The organism is Streptomyces sp. P1-3 (assembly GCF_050613155.1).
In the GTDB taxonomy this organism is placed as follows: domain Bacteria; phylum Actinomycetota; class Actinomycetes; order Streptomycetales; family Streptomycetaceae; genus Streptomyces.
In genome coordinates, this window is the sequence record NZ_CP192512.1 from 6,832,379 (window position 1) to 6,848,479 (window position 16,101).

At 69.6% G+C, this 16,101-nt stretch carries 18 protein-coding genes; 11 read left to right on the plus strand and 7 right to left on the minus strand.

Translation table 11 applies throughout. The features are described from left to right. The first annotated feature begins 13 nt into the window (after positions 1-13). From folE to ACQUSR_RS29215, 3 genes are all read left to right on the plus strand, one after another. Positions 14-724: a GTP cyclohydrolase I gene (folE, locus tag ACQUSR_RS29205; RefSeq protein ID WP_431045603.1), complete on the plus strand. Its 711-nt coding sequence runs from the start codon at positions 14-16 to the stop codon at positions 722-724. After that, positions 711-1,625 (plus strand): dihydrofolate reductase family protein, encoded by a 915-nt coding sequence (locus ACQUSR_RS29210; protein WP_431045605.1) that lies wholly within the window; start codon positions 711-713, stop codon positions 1,623-1,625. Before folE ends, ACQUSR_RS29210 begins: the two co-directional genes overlap by 14 nt. A 62-nt stretch (positions 1,626-1,687) precedes the next feature. Beyond that, the gene (locus ACQUSR_RS29215; protein ID WP_431045607.1) at positions 1,688-2,101 is read left to right on the plus strand and encodes an acyl-CoA thioesterase; all 414 of its coding nucleotides are present in this window, start codon (positions 1,688-1,690) and stop codon (positions 2,099-2,101) included. Positions 2,102-2,275: 174 nt separating this feature from the next. Here ACQUSR_RS29215 and ACQUSR_RS29220 read toward each other — a convergent pair whose 3' ends face one another. The 5 genes from ACQUSR_RS29220 to ACQUSR_RS29240 all read right to left on the minus strand — a co-directional run bounded on the left by ACQUSR_RS29220 (position 2,276) and on the right by ACQUSR_RS29240 (position 6,454). After that, positions 2,276-2,467 (minus strand): hypothetical protein, encoded by a 192-nt coding sequence (locus ACQUSR_RS29220; protein ID WP_431045609.1) that lies wholly within the window; start codon positions 2,465-2,467, stop codon positions 2,276-2,278. Further along, positions 2,464-2,760, minus strand: coding sequence for a hypothetical protein (locus ACQUSR_RS29225; protein WP_431045611.1), 297 nt, complete (start codon positions 2,758-2,760; stop codon positions 2,464-2,466). The genes ACQUSR_RS29220 and ACQUSR_RS29225 overlap by 4 nt, the downstream gene beginning before the upstream one ends. 297 nt (positions 2,761-3,057) lie before the next feature. Next, positions 3,058-5,439 (minus strand): ATP-binding cassette domain-containing protein, encoded by a 2,382-nt coding sequence (locus ACQUSR_RS29230; protein WP_431045613.1) that lies wholly within the window; start codon positions 5,437-5,439, stop codon positions 3,058-3,060. Positions 5,440-5,589: 150 nt separating this feature from the next. Continuing rightward, entirely contained in the window at positions 5,590-6,000 is a 411-nt protein-coding gene (locus ACQUSR_RS29235; RefSeq protein WP_431045615.1) for a VOC family protein, read from the minus strand. 10 nt (positions 6,001-6,010) lie between these two features. Further along, positions 6,011-6,454: a helix-turn-helix transcriptional regulator gene (locus tag ACQUSR_RS29240; protein WP_431045617.1), complete on the minus strand. Its 444-nt coding sequence runs from the start codon at positions 6,452-6,454 to the stop codon at positions 6,011-6,013. Positions 6,455-6,655: 201 nt separating this feature from the next. Here ACQUSR_RS29240 and ACQUSR_RS29245 point away from each other — a divergent pair, with 201 nt between their 5' ends. Both ACQUSR_RS29245 and ACQUSR_RS29250 read left to right on the plus strand, forming a co-directional pair. Next, positions 6,656-7,435, plus strand: coding sequence for a polysaccharide lyase family 7 protein (locus tag ACQUSR_RS29245; RefSeq protein ID WP_431045619.1), 780 nt, complete (start codon positions 6,656-6,658; stop codon positions 7,433-7,435). Between the two features lie 296 nt (positions 7,436-7,731). Continuing rightward, a complete protein-coding gene (locus ACQUSR_RS29250) occupies positions 7,732-9,558 on the plus strand; it encodes a serine/threonine-protein kinase (protein WP_431045621.1) in 1,827 nt (608 codons plus the stop codon). Positions 9,559-9,682: 124 nt separating this feature from the next. On the opposite strand, the gene ACQUSR_RS29255 is transcribed toward ACQUSR_RS29250, so the two are convergent. Continuing rightward, a complete protein-coding gene (locus ACQUSR_RS29255) occupies positions 9,683-10,054 on the minus strand; it encodes a 5-carboxymethyl-2-hydroxymuconate Delta-isomerase (protein ID WP_431045623.1) in 372 nt (123 codons plus the stop codon). A 202-nt stretch (positions 10,055-10,256) separates the two neighbouring features. Between ACQUSR_RS29255 and ACQUSR_RS29260 the strand changes: the two genes are divergently transcribed. The 3 genes from ACQUSR_RS29260 (at position 10,257) to ACQUSR_RS29270 (ending at position 12,573) form a co-directional block, all read left to right on the plus strand. Further along, on the plus strand, positions 10,257-10,874 hold the full coding sequence (locus ACQUSR_RS29260) for a dihydrofolate reductase family protein (protein ID WP_431045625.1): 618 nt from the start codon (positions 10,257-10,259) through the stop codon (positions 10,872-10,874). Positions 10,875-11,281: 407 nt separating this feature from the next. Continuing rightward, positions 11,282-12,121 carry an RNA polymerase sigma factor SigJ gene (gene sigJ, locus ACQUSR_RS29265; protein ID WP_431047917.1) on the plus strand — a complete coding sequence of 280 codons (840 nt, stop codon included), beginning with the start codon at positions 11,282-11,284 and terminating at the stop codon, positions 12,119-12,121. Next, positions 12,109-12,573: an SRPBCC family protein gene (locus ACQUSR_RS29270; RefSeq protein ID WP_431045627.1), complete on the plus strand. Its 465-nt coding sequence runs from the start codon at positions 12,109-12,111 to the stop codon at positions 12,571-12,573. Before sigJ ends, ACQUSR_RS29270 begins: the two co-directional genes overlap by 13 nt. A 62-nt stretch (positions 12,574-12,635) precedes the next feature. Here ACQUSR_RS29270 and ACQUSR_RS29275 read toward each other — a convergent pair whose 3' ends face one another. Beyond that, positions 12,636-13,289 carry a maleylpyruvate isomerase N-terminal domain-containing protein gene (locus tag ACQUSR_RS29275; RefSeq protein WP_431045629.1) on the minus strand — a complete coding sequence of 218 codons (654 nt, stop codon included), beginning with the start codon at positions 13,287-13,289 and terminating at the stop codon, positions 12,636-12,638. Positions 13,290-13,705: 416 nt separating this feature from the next. Between ACQUSR_RS29275 and ACQUSR_RS29280 the strand changes: the two genes are divergently transcribed. The 3 genes from ACQUSR_RS29280 to ACQUSR_RS29290 all read left to right on the plus strand — a co-directional run bounded on the left by ACQUSR_RS29280 (position 13,706) and on the right by ACQUSR_RS29290 (position 16,050). Continuing rightward, a complete protein-coding gene (locus tag ACQUSR_RS29280) occupies positions 13,706-14,962 on the plus strand; it encodes a hypothetical protein (protein ID WP_431045630.1) in 1,257 nt (418 codons plus the stop codon). A 34-nt stretch (positions 14,963-14,996) separates the two neighbouring features. Further along, the gene (locus tag ACQUSR_RS29285; protein WP_431045632.1) at positions 14,997-15,509 is read left to right on the plus strand and encodes a hypothetical protein; all 513 of its coding nucleotides are present in this window, start codon (positions 14,997-14,999) and stop codon (positions 15,507-15,509) included. A gap of 226 nt (positions 15,510-15,735) precedes the next feature. Then, a complete protein-coding gene (locus tag ACQUSR_RS29290) occupies positions 15,736-16,050 on the plus strand; it encodes a hypothetical protein (protein ID WP_431045634.1) in 315 nt (104 codons plus the stop codon). Positions 16,051-16,101 lie beyond the last annotated feature (51 nt).

Here is a 16,101-nt window from a genome sequence, read left to right on the forward strand (position 1 = left end):
CGAGGGACGACAGGTGAGTGATCAGCAGCAGTCACCCAGTGGGGCGCCGAAGGTCGGCGGCCTGGCCGGGGACGACATCGGATACGACAGCGAGGAATGGGCCGCCGTCCGCCCCCGGCGCATCGCCCCCGAGCAGTGGCAGCGGTTCGAGGGGTACATGCGGGAGATCTTCACGGCGCTGGGCATGCCCGATGGCCTGCCCGGGACGGTCGACACGCCGCGCCGCTTCCTCCGCGCGCTCCTGGAGGCGACCAGCGGCTATGAGGGGGACGAGAAGCTGGTCACCGCGTTCCCGACCGAATGCCGCGGTGGCCCGGACTGCCGCATCAGCCAGGTGGTGGAGGGCCCGATCCCGTTCTTCTCCCTGTGCGAGCACCACAGCCTGCCGTTCTTCGGCACCGCGTACGTCGGCTACGTCGCCCATGAGCACATCCTGGGCCTGTCCAAGCTGACCCGGCTGGTGCGGCTGTTCGCCCGCCGGTTCTCGGTGCAGGAGCGGATCGGCCAGCAGCTCGCCGACGCGCTGGAGCGCATCCTGCTGCCGCACGGCGTCGCCGTGCATCTGGAAGCGGAGCACCTGTGCACGCAGATGCGCGGCGTCGGCGAGATCGAGTCCAGAACCCGCACCACCTACTGGCGCGGCAACTACGACACCCAGGACCAGCTGAGGATGGAGTTCTTCGAGCTGTGCGGGCCGAGGGGAACCGGGCGTGGCCGGGCCTGACGCCGCACCCGGCGCTTCGCCGGTACGGGCCGAGCCGTTGGTACCGCTGTACGAGGAGCCCGGGCTGCCCCTGTGGCGCCTGCCACCGGCTCTCGCCGCGCTCTACGGAGGCGACCTGGGCTTCACCGAACCACGCCTGTACGCCAACTTCGTCGCCTCGCTCGACGGGGTGGTCGCGCTCGGCCCCGAACACCCCTCCTCCGGCTCGACCATCAGCGGACGGGAGCCCGCCGACCGATTCCTCATGGGCCTGCTGCGAGCCTGCGCCGACGCCGTCCTCATCGGTGCCGGCACCCTGCGCGCCTCACCCCGCCACCGCTGGACGCCCGAGCACGTCTACCCGCCGGCCGCCGCCGACTACGCCCGGCTTCGCCTCCACCGGAGCCGCCCCGCCGAGCCGGAACTGGTCGTCGTCACCGCCAGTGGCGCCCTGCCGGCCGAGCACCCGGCGCTGCGGGCGGGCGCCCTGATCGCCACCACCACCGCGGGGGCAGACCGCCTCGCCGGACGCGTCCCGCCGAGCTGCACCGTCCTTCCCCTGGGTGATGGCCCCTCGCTGCGCCTGGCTTCCGTGCTCGACGCCCTTCGGGCCCGAGGACATGCCATGGCCCTGTCCGAGGCGGGCCCTCTCGTCGTCGGGCAGCTCGTCGGCGACGGCCTCCTGGACGAGCTGTTCCTGACGGTCTCTCCCGTGCTGGCGGGCCGCGCGGACACCACCCGCCATGGCCTGGTCGCCGGCCTGGAACTGCTCCCGAACCGGCACGAAGGGGCAGACCTGATCAGCGCGCGTCGGCGGGCGTCCTACCTGTTCCTGCGCTACCGGTTGCTCGGCCCGCGTCCCTCGGCGGGTGACAACGGCCGTCAGACGCCCCCTCGTGAAGGTGCCTCAGCTGGCGACTGAGGCGACTCCGCTGATCAGGGTCCGCCTCGATCGTCAGTGCGTGAGGTAACTACGATCTCGTCATGGCCAAGCTATTCACGCACCGACTGCGAGTGCGCTACAGCGAGTGTGACCAGCAAGGCGTGGTGTTCAACGGCCACTACCTCTTCTACTACGACGTCGCCCTGACGGAGCTGTGGCGGGAAGCCATCGAAGACTACGCGTCCACGGTCGAGGGCGGAGCCGACCTGGTCGTGGCAGAAGCGCGGATTCTCTACCGTCTGGGGGCACGCTTCGATGAGCTGCTCGACATTGAGATGCCCATCGCCCATCTCGGAACAACGAGCATGATCGTGCGCCCGGTGTTCAAGGTCGGTGAACGGACCATCGCAGAAGGTGAAGTGCGGCACGTGTTCGTCGATCCCGCGACCCACAGCAAGAAGGAGATGCCCACCGCGGTTCGTGCGGCCCTCCAGCCCTACATGTCAGCAGGGTAATAGGAGCAGCCGTGGGGCAGCCGGTCTTCGAATCCGTCAGGTACTCCGCTGAGCAGCGTCGTATCCGGCGTCCAGCATCACCGCGGGTGAACCGGCCACGGGGGCTGGGGATGTCGGAAAACGACCCGCAGCGCGTGGGGCGCCCCGACTGGGGCGCCCCACGACAGCGAGTTGTCAGGGCGTGACCGTGTGACCGGCGGACTCGCCGCGGTCCTCGCCGGTGACCGCGGCCGGCCGGCCGGTGCGGTGTTCGTGGCGGCGAGGACTGTTGCGGATCCGGCGCCAGCCCCGGGCGCTCGCGGCGAGGACGATGCCGGCGGCCAGGCTGCCCAGGAACTCAGGCAATGCGCTGCTGAGGAGGCTCATCGGGCGCTGCCCCGTAACAGGGCGGCTGCCTGGGGGCAGGCGGTATGCCGTTCCCCGAGGCGCTTGAGCTTGCGGCGGATCCGTTCGCCGTACGAGGCGGGTGGGCCGGCCGCGGGCGCGGCCTGACGCCGGCTGTCCCCGATATGGGCTCGCTCGTGGGCCACGATCCGTTCATCTCGGTGGAGCTCGCGCAGGACGGCGGCCAGCCGACGGCCGGCGAATATCGTGAAGGACGGGACCATCGAGACCCTGTGTTCGGGCTCCGGTTCGGAGGCAGCGGGGACGGTGGGCATGAAGCGAGCTCTCCTCCACGGCAGACGGGACGTTCACTTCCAAGGCTTCGCAGCGCCCCCTTCCGGCAATGAGAAGGAGAATCTCGCCTGTGATCCCCGTCACTTCGGATGCGTCCATGGTTGCCGTGCCGTGCGAGCCTGGGCCGGTGCCAGACCAAGAACAGGGGGGACGGCGCCAAGGGCGTCGTCCCCCCTGCCCCGCCGCTGACCTCGCACCAGCGTCATCAGCAAGGCCGAGACCCAGAGGCAGCCCAGAGGCGGACTCAGAGGCAGAAGACGTGTCCGCGAGGACCTCGGTCAGGTGCCGACGTAGGCCGCGAGGTGCTCGCCGGTGAGGGTGGAGCGGGCGGCGACGAGGTCGGCGGGGGTGCCCTCGAAGACGATCCGGCCGCCGTCGTGGCCGGCGCCGGGGCCGAGGTCGATGATCCAGTCGGCGTGCGCCATGACCGCCGGGTGGTGCTCGACGACGATGACCGACTTGCCGGAGTCCACGAGCCGGTCGAGCAGGCCGAGCAACTGCTCGACGTCGGCCAGGTGGAGGCCGGTGGTCGGCTCGTCGAGGACGTAGACGCCGCCCTTGTCGGCCATGTGGGTGGCCAGCTTGAGCCGCTGCCGCTCGCCGCCGGACAGCGTGGTGAGCGGCTGGCCGAGGCTGAGGTAGCCGAGCCCGACGTCGGCGAGCCGGCCGAGAACGCGGTGCGCGGCCGGCGTGTGCGCCTCGCCGGCGCCGAAGAACTCCTCGGCCTCGTTCACCGGCATCGCGAGCACCTCGCTGATGTCGCGGCCGCCGAGGTGGTACTCGAGCACCGCTGCCTGGTACCGCTTGCCCTCGCACTCCTCGCAGGTGCTGGCGACGCCGGCCATGATCGCCAGGTCGGTGTAGACGACGCCGACGCCGTTGCAGTTGGGGCAGGCGCCCTCGGAGTTGGCGCTGAACAGGGCCGGCTTCACGCCGTTGGCCTTCGCGAACGCCTTGCGGATCGGGTCGAGCAGTCCGGTGTACGTCGCCGGGTTGCTCCGTCGCGAGCCGCGGATCGCGCCCTGGTCGACCGAGACCACGCCCTCGTCGGCGGGGATCGACCCGTGTACGAGCGAGCTCTTGCCGGAGCCGGCGACGCCCGTGACGACGGTCAGCACTCCGAGGGGGATGCCGACGTCGACGCCCCGCAGGTTGTGCGTCGTCGCGCCGCGGATCTCCAGCGTGCCGGTGGGCTTGCGCACCGTCTCCTTGAGGGCGGCCCGGTCGTCGAGATGGCGGCCGGTGACGGTGCCACCGGCCCGCAGCCCCTCGACGGTGCCCTCGAAGCAGACGGTGCCGCCCGCCGTACCGGCGCCGGGGCCGAGGTCGACGACGTGGTCGGCGATCGCGATCACCTGTGGCTTGTGCTCCACGACGAGCACCGTGTTGCCCTTGTCCCGCAGCCGCAGCAGCAGGTCGTTCATCCGCTGGATGTCATGGGGGTGCAGGCCCGTGGTGGGCTCGTCGAAGACGTAGGTGACGTCGGTGAGCGAGGAGCCGAGGTGGCGGATCATCTTGACGCGCTGTGCCTCGCCGCCCGAGAGCGTGCCCGACGGCCGCTCCAGCGAGAGGTAGCCGAGGCCGATCTCCACGAACGACTCGAGGGTGTGCCGCAGCTTCGCGACCAGCGGCGCCACCGACTGCTCGTCGAGGCCGCGGACCCATTCGGCCAGGTCGCTGATCTGCATCGCGCAGGCGTCGGCGATGCTGATCCCCTTGATCTTCGACGATCGGGCCGCCTCGCTGAGCCGGGTGCCGTCGCACTCGGGGCAGACGGTGAACGTCATCGCCCGCTCCACGAACGCGCGGATGTGCGGCTGCAGCGCGTCGATGTCCTTGGACAGCATCGACTTCTGGATCTTCGGGATCAGGCCCTCGTACGTCAGGTTGATGCCCTCGACCTTGATCTTGGTCGGCTCCTTGTGGAGGAGGTCGTGGAGCTCCTTCTTGGTGTACTTGCGGATCGGCTTGTCCGGGTCGAAGAAGCCGCAGCCCTTGAAGATGCGGCCGTACCAGCCATCCATGCTGTAGCCGGGGATCGTGAGCGCGCCCTCGTTGAGCGACTTGGAGTCGTCGTAGAGCTGGGTGAGGTCGATGTCGGAGACCGTGCCCCGGCCTTCGCAGCGCGTACACATGCCGCCCGTGCGGGAGTAGGTCGCCTTCACCGCCTTCTTGGCACCGCGTTCGACCCTGATCGCACCGCTCGCCCGGACCGACGCGACGTTGAAGGCGTACGCGCTGGGCGGACCGCTGTGCGGCTTCGCGAGCCGGCTGAAGAGGATGCGCAGCATCGCGTTGGCGTCGGTGGCGGTGCCGACCGTGGAGCGGGGGTCGCCGCCCATCCGCTGCTGGTCGACGCTGATCGCGGTCGTCAGCCCGTCGAGGACGTCGACCTCGGGCCGCGCCAGCGTCGGCATGAAGCCCTGCACGAACGCGCTGTAGGTCTCGTTGATCAGTCGCTGCGACTCCGCGGCGATCGTGTCGAACACCAGCGAGCTCTTGCCCGAGCCGGACACGCCGGTGAACACCGTCAGCCGGCGCTTCGGGATCTCGATGCTGACGTCCTTGAGGTTGTTCTCGCGCGCGCCGTGCACGCGGATCAGATCGTGGCTGTCGGCAACGTGCGGCGCAGACGACTGCGCGTCCGTCTTCTTGGCCATGCTTATCGTGTCTCCATCTGTTACGCGGGTCCGCCTTCGGGTCTCCGTCAGCGTCGCCTTGCCCGATATGACCCGCCTCGCCGTCCCGGTCGCACCACGGCGGTACCCGGTACGGCACACGTGCAGGTCATGGCTGCGACAGCCGGACGGTCAGCGCAGCTCCTGGATGCGGATCAGGTTGCCCGCGGGGTCGCGGAAGGCGCAGTCGCGAACGCCGTACGGCTGCTCGGTCGGCTCCTGGACGACCTCGGCGTCGCCGGCCTGCAGCCGCTCGAAGGTGCCGTCGAGGTCCTTCGTGGCCAGCAGGATCCAGCCGTACGTGCCCTTGGCCATCATCTCGGCGATGGTGCGGCGCTCGTCGTCGGTGATGCCGGGGTCGGCGGCCGGCGGCGCCAGGAGGATGGACGTGCCGGGCTGGTCGGCGGGGCCGACCGTGATCCAGCGCATCGCGCCGCTTCCGACGTCGTTGCGGACCTCGAAGCCGAGGGTGTCGCGATAGAAGGCCAGGGAGGCCTCCGGGTCGTCATGCGGGAGGGAGCTCGTGTGGATGGTGATGTCCATGGCGGTCACGCTAGCCGCGGCCCGGGGTACGTGCTTCTCGATTCCTGATCGGTCTGGTCACCTGCTTCGCGACGCACGACGGGACCCCCGCCGTCGCGCTCGCCGCCTGGCGCCGATAGACGCTGGGCGGCATACCGACCAACTCGGTGAAGCGGGTGCTGAACGTGCCGAGCGACGAGCAGCCGACTGCGAAGCAGACCTCGGTGACGCTGAGGTCGCCGCGACGCAGCAGTGCCATCGCGCGCTCGATGCGCCGCGTCATCAGATAGGCGTACGGCGACTCTCCGTAGGCGTGCCGGAACTCGCGGCTGAGGTGCCCGGCCGACATGTTCACGCCGCGGGCGAGCGCCTCGACGTCCAGCGGCTGCGCGTACTCCCGGTCGATCCGGTCGCGAACCCGGCGCAGCCGCGCGAGGTCGCGCAGGTGCTGCGCCGTGGTGGGTCTGCTGCTCACCCGCGAGATCGTGCCACGTCGCACCGGAGTTGCCCAGCGCCGCCGGCCACAGCTTGGCGGCACACATGCGCACCCGGGGAACACTTGCCTGAGCCCCATACGGCGTAGCCAGTCACAGGGCCGAAGGAATCGGCATGACGATATCCCCCACGATTCAAGGGGATTGACAGTCGCTCTGCTCCCAGAGCAGGAAGGACCCCCATGACGCGCATACGCATGATCGTCCTCGCGGGCGTCACCGCGGCCGCCTCGACGGCCGCCCTCGCGCTCCCCGCGCAGGCCGACACCCGCACCCCCCACGACACCGCGGCCGCCCAGTGCGAGTACCCCGCAGACGTCCTCGACCTCACCAACTGGAAGATGACCCTCCCCACCGGCGAGAACGAGGACCCAACCGAGATCACGCAGCCCGATCTCGCCACCTTCTCCGCAAAGCCCTGGTTCCGGGTCGACGAGGCGTGCGACGCGGTCCAGTTCCGGTCCGCCGTCGACGGCGTGACGACGGGGGGCTCCAGCTACCCGCGCGCCGAACTGCGGGAGATGACAGGCGGTGGGGAGGAGGCCGGCTGGTCGACCACTGAGGGCACCCACACTCTCGCGGTCACAGAGGCCTTCACGGCGCTCCCCAACGACAAGCCGCATCTCGTCGGCGCCCAGGTCCACGGCGGGGACGACGACGTCACGGTCTTCCGCCTCGAAGGCAGCCGCCTCTACATCACCGCCGGTGATGACTCCCACCACCACCTCGTCACCGGCGACTATGAGCTGGGCACCGAGTTCGAGGCCAAGTTCGTGGCGCAGGACGGGCAGATCAACGTGTACTACGACGGGAAGCTTGAGACCACGATCTCCCACGACGGCGACACCAACTACTTCAAGGCAGGGGCCTACACGCAGGCCAACTGCGAGAACTCGGCCCCGTGCGACAGCGACAACTACGGCGAGGTCCACATATCCAGCATCGAGGTCACCCACTCCTAGCCAGGGGATCGCGGCGCCGGGCCTCCCCGCCGTGGAAGGCCCGGCACCGCCGCGACTCCTATGCGACCTGCCCTCCCAGCACCTGCCTCGACCCCGTGTGCCTCCGCGCGCCGCAGCCTCCACAGGAATGAAGATTTCTGGAGTGCTGAGCGCCGGAAACGGTGTGTGACTCTCCCCGTACGCAGTAAGTTCGGTGCGCGTCCCTGGCAACAGCAGGGGTTCTGGTCTTGTGCGAGGGGAGTGCCGTCGTGCGCCGGGGAGAGAAGGTGGGCAAGTACCGGCTCACAAAAGGGCCCGTGGAGGGAGGGCGAGGCGCGGTCTGGTTCGCCGTCGACACGGAACTGGGTCGGCCAGTCGTCCTCAAGCGGGCCTTGCTTGAGGAGGACAGCCAGGCCGACGTGGACCAGTTGCTGGCCGAAGCGCGCGCTCTGGCGAAGTTCAGTCACCCGCACGTGGTCACCCTCTATGACGCCGTCCGCGCGGGCAAGGGCAGGAGGGCCACGTTCTGGCTCGTGATGGAGCACGTGACCGGCGGGAGCCTGGACGTCCCGGTGAAGATGGCCCCGGAGCTCGCGGCGCACATCGGCGCGCAGATCGCGGGCGCGCTCGCGGCCCTGCACGCCAAGGGCATCGTGCACTGCGACGTCAAGCCCGGCAATATCGTGATCACCCACGACAGAGTGGCCAAGCTGGCCGACTTCGGCGCCGCGTACCGGGTGGACGGCAGCGAGACGATCACGCCCAACGGGCCGACCGCCCTCACCCCGGCCTATGCGGCTCCCGAGGCGTTCCGGGGAGCGCCCGAGCGTGCGTCCGACGTGTTCTCCCTTGGTGCCACGATGTACTGGCTGGTCACCGGGACTCCGCCGCTGCGCGGCCCCGGACGCGTGGTCCGGATGGAGGCCATAAGCCCTCAGGTCGGGCCGCTCGGCGGGGTGCTCACCGCGATGCTCCACCGCGACCCCAGGGCCCGGCCCACCGCTCCTGAGGTGCTCAGCGCGCTCGTGGACATCGCGGGATCGCCGGACCGGCTCGCGACCCTGCCGCTGACCTCGGTGACCACGCCCTACGCGGACGCCCTTTCCGGCGGCGAGGACCCGCCGGGAGGACAGTGGCGCCGGACGACGACCCTCGTCCGGCGCCGCCCGCTGCTGACGGCCGGTGCAGCCGCCGTCACGGCACTGGCCATCGCCGTTCCGTTCATCATGATGAGCCTGGGTGGCGAGGCCGGAGCGGACAGAGCCGTCCCGCCGTCGGGCACGCCGACCAGCGCGTCGGACTTCATCGGCGATCCCCGTACGGCCGACCCCTGCGCCTTGCTGAAGGCCGCCGTGTTCGATCGGTACGAAGAGGCCGAACTGGACCGCGACGACGGCAACTTCAACCGATGCGACGTCATCCTGAAGGAGCGCGGCGAGGACGTCGTGGACGTCAGGGTGGAACTCGACGCCGACCCGCTGCCGGAGGCCGTGAGGAGGAAGACCGAGGGCAGGGTCACCGTCGTGGAGCGAGCCGCCGAGCGCGACGCGTGCGAGCGGGCCCTGGCGGTGACCGGCGCTCGCGACGACAGCCTTCGGGTCACCGCGGCCGCGAGACGGCCTGCCGAGGTCAAGGAGCCGCTGTGCGACACCGCCGATGTCGCCACGGTGATCGCGGTCAAGGTGCTCAACCGCGGTGAGATCCCCCGGCGTTCCCCGGGCTTCCCGTCCGGTTCGCTGGCGCACCAGGACGCGTGCACGCTGCTCGACGTCAAGGCGCTGGAGAAGGTGCCCGGTATCGACGCCCAGGACCCGGACGTCGGATTCGGCCGCTGGGACTGCCAGTGGAAGTCCACCACCAGCGAGCTCGAGGTGGACGTGCGGTTCGACCAGGGCGGCCTGCCGAGCGAGAAGAACGCCCGGTCGACCAGGCTCAGCGATCACCGGGCCATCGTGCTGCCGGAGAACGAGGGCCCGGGGACCTGCCGCGTCGAGGTGGTCCATCGTGACTACACCGGCGTGGACCGGGTGAAGGGGACCGAGCGGGTGGCCCTCGTCATCAAGGGGGCGGGCCCCAAGGGCCGGCCCTGCGAGCTGGCCACCGATCTCGCCGGGGCGGCCGCCGCCGCGCTGCCGTCCGCCTGACCGCCGCGGCCGATTCGGTGCCCGGTGACAAGCGGGAGGGGTCCCGCCGCCCGTACCGCCCGGCAGCGGTGAACGCCTGCCTCGACGGCCCCGGCGGCCGTGGCTGCCGGGGCCGCCCGGCAGTTCAGGACTGGGAGGTGAGCACCTGCTTGCTGTAGCACTCGCTGTCCAGTTCGGTCACATCCACGGTGAGCGTGAGGGTGGTATCGGCCGGGACGGGGACGTGGTTGCGGGCGAGGTCCAGCACGGCACGGGACAGGTCGCGCTTGGCCTCCGGGGTCCGGCCGGACAGTATCGCCAGCTCGATGTGGACCATCGCGTGATCCGGGGAGCCATCGGCGATGCAGGCTTCCTCGATCCTCCGGAAGCGCGTCTTGCAGGTGTCGATGGAGGCCTCGAGGAGGCCGGCGACGAGCGGGTTCAGCGCGAGGCCGAAATCGCGGCGGTCGAACGCTGCGGAGAGCGTGTCGGAGTAGTCGACGACGATGTGCGGCATGGGTGCTCCCGGGTCGAGAGGCGCGCGGTGGCGCGACGAAGTAGATCTTGAGTCATCCGCAGCGTAGAGCAGAGGCAGAGGCCGGGGAGCCTGCTCTCAGCTGAGGATCCGATTCTGCCGACGCGCCATCGATGAGTTCGGCCGGCCCGCGTCGTCTACTGGAGTAGGAGGGCATCACCGACGACTTCTGTGGAGAGCCGGCATGAGGAAGATCACCGCACAGCTGTTCATCTCGCTTGACGGCGTTGTAGAAGCGCCCGATCAGTGGCACTTCCCCTACTTCAACGATGAGATGGGGGCGGCCGTCGACGCCGTGTTCGGCGCGGCCGACACGTTGATCCTCGGCCGTAGGACCTATGACAGCTTCGCCGGAGCCTGGCCCGAGCGGGAGGCGGCCGGTGGCGAGGACGCTCCCTTTGCCAAGGTGCTCGGCGATGCGCGGAAGATCGTCGTGTCGAGCCGGAGGCTCGAGTTCACCTGGCGGAACTCCGAGCAGCTCACGGGCGATCTCATCGAGGCGGTCACCGCCCTGAAGAACGAGCCGGGCACCAGTCCCATCAGCATCAGCGGCTCGATCTCCGTGGTCCGTCAGCTGCTGACCGCGGGACTGCTGGACGAGCTGCATCTGCTGGTGCACCCGATCGCCGTCCGTCACGGCATGCGGCTGTTCGAGGACGGCAAGGCCCCCCTCCCGCTCAAGCTGATCTCTTGCGAGACCTTCCAGACAGGCGTGCTGAACCTCCGCTATGCCCCAGCCGAGTCACCCGGCCAGGCGACCTACGACGACGCCAAGACCCACCTGCGCCAACCCCACCAGTAACAGCGTCCTCGGGCCGCGCCCGTAACGCTCTTTGCCACCTGAGGTCGCCGCCGTCATCCTGCGCAGACGTCCGCGGAGTCCGCCGTCACCATCGACGACCGGCAGCGGTCGTGTCGGAGGTTCCAGCGCTCCGGCCCCGTGGAAGCGCGGTGTGAAGTGATTCACAGTGGCGGGCTGTCACGGTTGGCTGGTGCGGGGTGTCTCGATGGGTGTCCCGAGGAGAGGAGCACGGTGTGGTGTCGGAGTGTCGACGCGTCGGACAGGCCATCAGCCTGGGGCGCCGAGCGGATGTGATCCGGCCTTCCCGGCCCGACGGCACTCCGGTCGGGCCCCCGGTCACCGGGTGCACCGAGGCGGTGGACGCCTTCACCGAGCACCGCGCGCTGCTGTTCACCATCGCCTACGAGATGCTGGGCAGCGCCACCGACGCCGAGGACGTGCTGCAGGAGAGCTACCTGCGATGGAGCGCGGTCGATCCGTCCGCGGTCGAGCATCCGCGCGCCTACCTGGTCCGCGTGGTGACCCGGCAGGCCCTCAACCACCTGCGCGCGGCCAGAGCGCGGCGTGAGGAGTACGTCGGCACGTGGCTGCCCGAGCCGATCCGCACCGCACCCGAGGTGAGCGACGACGCGATCCTGGCCGAGTCGGTGTCGATGGCCATGATGCTCGTCCTGGAGACGCTGAACCCGGCCGAGCGCGCGGTGTTCGTGCTGCACGACGTGTTCGGCTACACCCATGGCGAGATCGCCGCCTCGATCGGGAAGACCGAGGTCACCGTCCGGCAGATCGCCCACCGCGCACGCCGCCACGTCCACGCGCGCCGCCGCCGCTTCGAGCCCGACTCCGGCGCCACCCGGGAGATCGTCCAACGGTTCCTGCACGCGGCGGGGACCGGTGAGGTCCAGGTGCTGATGGACCTGCTGGCGCCCGATGTCGTGCAGATCTCCGACGGCGGCGGGAAAGTGGTCGCCGCCCGGCGCCCGATCACCGGCCGCGACGACGTCGGCCGGTTCGTCCTCGGCGTGCTCCGCACCACCACCGCGGCGACCCGCATCGAGCACGCCACGTACAACGGCATGCCCGCGGCACGGTTCGTCACCAACGACGAACTCGACTGGCTGGTCGCGTTCGAGATCCACGACGGACGGATCACCGGCCTCTACGGCATTCGCAACCCCGACAAGCTGCACCGTGCCGAGACGGTGCTCCCACTCGACAGAGGAGACCACCAGCTGTGGAAACCATGATCGTTGAACGTGTCATCGACGCCCCGATCGAGGACGTGTTCGCCTGGCTCACCACGACCACCAACTACACGACCTCGCCCCTGGTGGTGCGCTGCCGCCTGACCCGGCGCGGCGAGTCCGCGCCCTACGGCGTCGGCGCGATACGCAATCACCTCTGGCTGATCGGCTGGTTTCGAGAACGCATCACTCAGTACGACCCGCCGTACGCCACCGAGTACGTCGTCGAGCGCAGTCTGCCGCCGTCCCGGCACGAACTCGGCCGCATGACGTTCACCGAGGTCGACGGCGGCACGCAGGTGCGCTGGACCACCCGCGCCGAGATCCCCGTCCCCCTGCTCGGCGCCTTCCTCACCCGGCGCCTTGCGAGGCCGATCATCACCCGCACCTTCCGCAACATCCTCGACACTGCCGACAGCGCACTGTCCCAACACCCCAGCCGGAACCGGGCATGAGACGACCAGGCGAGCCGGTCACCGGGGTTTGATCATCCGGCGGCTGATCAGCCGCCGGATGATCAGCCGAGGACGAGCGGGAGTTTCGCGGCCAACTCGCCCAGTTCGGCGTTCTCCGCTTCGGTGGGAGTACGCCGTCCGGTGCCGATCAGCAGCGCGTCCTTGTCGGAGAACGACGAGGGAAAAGCCGCGCCGGCGATCTTCTCCAGCAGCGCGCGTGACCAGATGAGCCCCTCGGCGGGCGGTTCCGCCGCGTCCGGGAGGTGCGCGATCAGGTCGAGGTGGTGCAGCGTCCATTCGAGGACGTACGCGGAGAGGTAGTCGCCCGAGGTGAGCACCTCATCGCGGGTGCCGACCCGGAGCGCGCGATCCGCGAGCTCGGCGGCCCGACCGGCGGCGGAACCGACGTCGTCGAGGTGGAACTTGAGCAGCCACGGCTCTTCGTACGCGGTGGCCAGGCGGACGATCAGCGCGTCGAGCGGGTCGTCGCCGGTCGGGGCTTCGACGATGTCCCAGTAGGTCACCGCGTCCCGGGTCGGTTCCGTTTCGGCGGGGGTGACGAGGGTGATCAGGACGTCCTGAGCGTCGATGATCAGGTGGCACACCAGGTCCCGCACGAGCCAGCCGGCGCACCCGGACGGCCGCGCGAAGTCCTCGTCGTGGAGTTCGGCGACCGCTGTGCGCAACGCCGTCCAAGAGCGTGAGAAGAGATCCACGGCCGCAAGCTAGCAGCGCCCGGCCCCCGCTGCGACCGATTTCGCCCGCCCCCGCGAACGTGGTTCCGACCGTGATGGATGGCTCGAGGCCCCCCGTCGCCCCGCACTTACGCAGACGCCTCTCGCGTCTGAAACTAGCTGCTCGCAAGGCTGAAGTGGCTTGATCGACACCCTGTCACATTGCCTTTGATTGACACTGCCTTGGGTATTTCTTTGGAGGGGTGCATCAGCGCGGCGTCCAAGGCGGGTTGCATCAGCGCGGCCCCGAAGTCCGGCTGTATCTCCTGAACGGCTGCTGACCGAGCTGCCGGAGTGGGCCGGGGCGCGTCTTCCGGTCCCTGGCCCTCTCCGGGCTCTTCCCGTCGCCCAGGACCTCCTCCGGAGGTTTCCGTTCGCCTAGCGCACAGAGGGTGCCCATGCATGGTCAGCCGACAGCCGAGGTCGTCGACCAGATCAAGGACATACCGATCTACCGCACGTCGATCGAGCGGGGGCACTTCCCCATCCTCGACAAATCCGAGATCGCACGGGGCTTTCCGGACAACTGGATGACACCGGGGCTCACCGCCGCGCTGGCAGCCGGCGAGGCGGAGTACGTGCTCTCGACGGGCACCAACCACGCCCGTATGCAGATCATCCGGCCCCCGTACTTCCTGCTGAACTCCTACTACCAGCTGTGGAGCGAGCACCCCGACATCGCCTTCACCTGGGAACAGGGCTGCCAACGCGTCTCTCTCACCACGGTGCTGGCGACCGAGCACGTCGCGCGGGTCAACGCGAAGAAGCGCGGGGCGCAGCCGGACCCGGTTCCGGAACTGGACGAGCGGCGGCTCGACAGCCGCACCGTATATCTCAATCTCCGGCTCGATCCGGCGCTGTGGCAGCGCGACGAGCTCGAGCGCATGCTGAGCGAGATCCGGGCCGCCCAGCGGGCACACCCGCGAGGCTGGTACCACCTCGACTGCTCCGGCTACCACTTGGCGCACCTGGTACTCAAGGCCAAGCAGTGGGGCCTGTGGGACGACTTCCCGCGGCCCGCGACGATCATCCACGCTTACGAGTACACCCCGATGAACGTCCGGCGCTTCCTGCGACAGCACTTCGCGTGCCCGGTCATCGACCTGTTCGGCAGCACCGAACTCGGCTACCTCTACTACAGCGACCGCCACGGCCGGTTCCACCCCCACCTCGACAAGATGAGCGTCGAGTTGCTCCCGGTCACACCGGGGAGCCAGATCTACAGCCTGATCGTGTCGAGCGTGCGCAATCCGTACATGCCGCTGATCCGGTACCGCTCGGGGGACTGCGTCCGCACGCTGGACGGAACACCGGCCCCGGATCGGATCGCGCGGTTCTGCGGCCGGGAGAAGGAACTCCTCACTCCGGGCACGTCAGGCGCCGCGTCGCGCGGCCCCGTCGCGCAAGGTGATCTGGACGACCGCGTCAGCGGCGTCTCGACCAGCGTCTTCGTCCACCAGCTGCGGGTGATGTGCGAGACGGAAGCCCGGCTGTCCTACACGACGTTCGACGGCACCGCACTGAAGCCGGTGGAGGCCCTCGAACTCGCCGACGCCGTCAGCGACCTGATCGGTCGCCGCTGCCGGGTCGAGCACGGCGCGCACATACCCATCGGGAAGTCCGGCAAGTACGCCTGGCTCGCGACAGACCACTGACCGTGTCCGTACGGGCCCTTTGCACGGGAGAGCCATGACCGACCAGCCGCACATGTCCGCCGACGATCTCAAGGCCCTGATAGGCGATGACCTCCACGCCGAGGTGGTGACGTACTTCGCCGACAAGAGCGGAGCAGCACCGGAATTCGTCGAGAGGCAGGTCACCGAGTGCCTGCGGTACCTCTACCTCGTCTCACGTCACCGCGAGCGGCTCAGCGGACTCTTCCTCCCCGTCGAGCAGGACATCGACGAGATCTGGCACTACCTCATCCTGCAGACGCGCGAGTACCGGGCCTTGTGCGAGGAGCGGCTGCCGGGGCGGTTCTTCATCGAGCACCGCAGCATTGCCTACGAGGACTACCAGCAGGAACCCGGACGCGAGCAGGCGCTGGAAGAAGCGCTGCGCTGGATCCCCTTGTACTGCGAGGAGTTCGGCCGGTTCGACGAGGGCGCACTGCCGCACTGGACGGTCCTGCGCTTCCTCCACCAGCAGATGCGCATGTCGCTGGAGGACATCGCGGCGCTCGAACCGCTGGACGCGGCGTAGCACGCGACGCCCCGCGCACTTCCGCCCGGCCCGCACGCGCCCTCAGCCCCTCGTGGACATTCGTGGAGACTCCTTGAAACGTCCTTATAACGTCGGGAGGGGGGCCATCGCCCCGGCTGTGACCGCGCGGTCCGGCGAACCGCCCGGGCCCGGCATGCCGGAGCCCCCGGAGCCCTCGGAACTCCCGGAGCTCCCTGAGCTTCCCGAGCAGAATCGGGTCCTGACTATGACGCCCGTCCACATGCGGGAGCACGGGCACGGCACGCAGGACGCCGGGCTCGTCATCGCTCTCCACGGCGATGTTCCTGCCGTCCCCGCTCACCGGGCTGCCCGCGCCTCAACCCAGGGCCTGGTCGACGTCGGTGTGGCGATCGCCGGTGCCACCGGCGGGATGGCCTCGGGCACGGTCGTCGCATCCGCCGGATACTCGGCACTGGCGGCCGCCGGGGCAGTCCTCGCGATCGCCCTCCTGCCCCTTGCCCTGGCCGCCCGGCCGCATACCGGCCTGACGCACGCCCCAGAGCCCGCTGAGCGCAGGTGACGTCGGCCGGATGCCGACCGCGAGGGCGCCGTAACAGCGGAACGCGCGGTC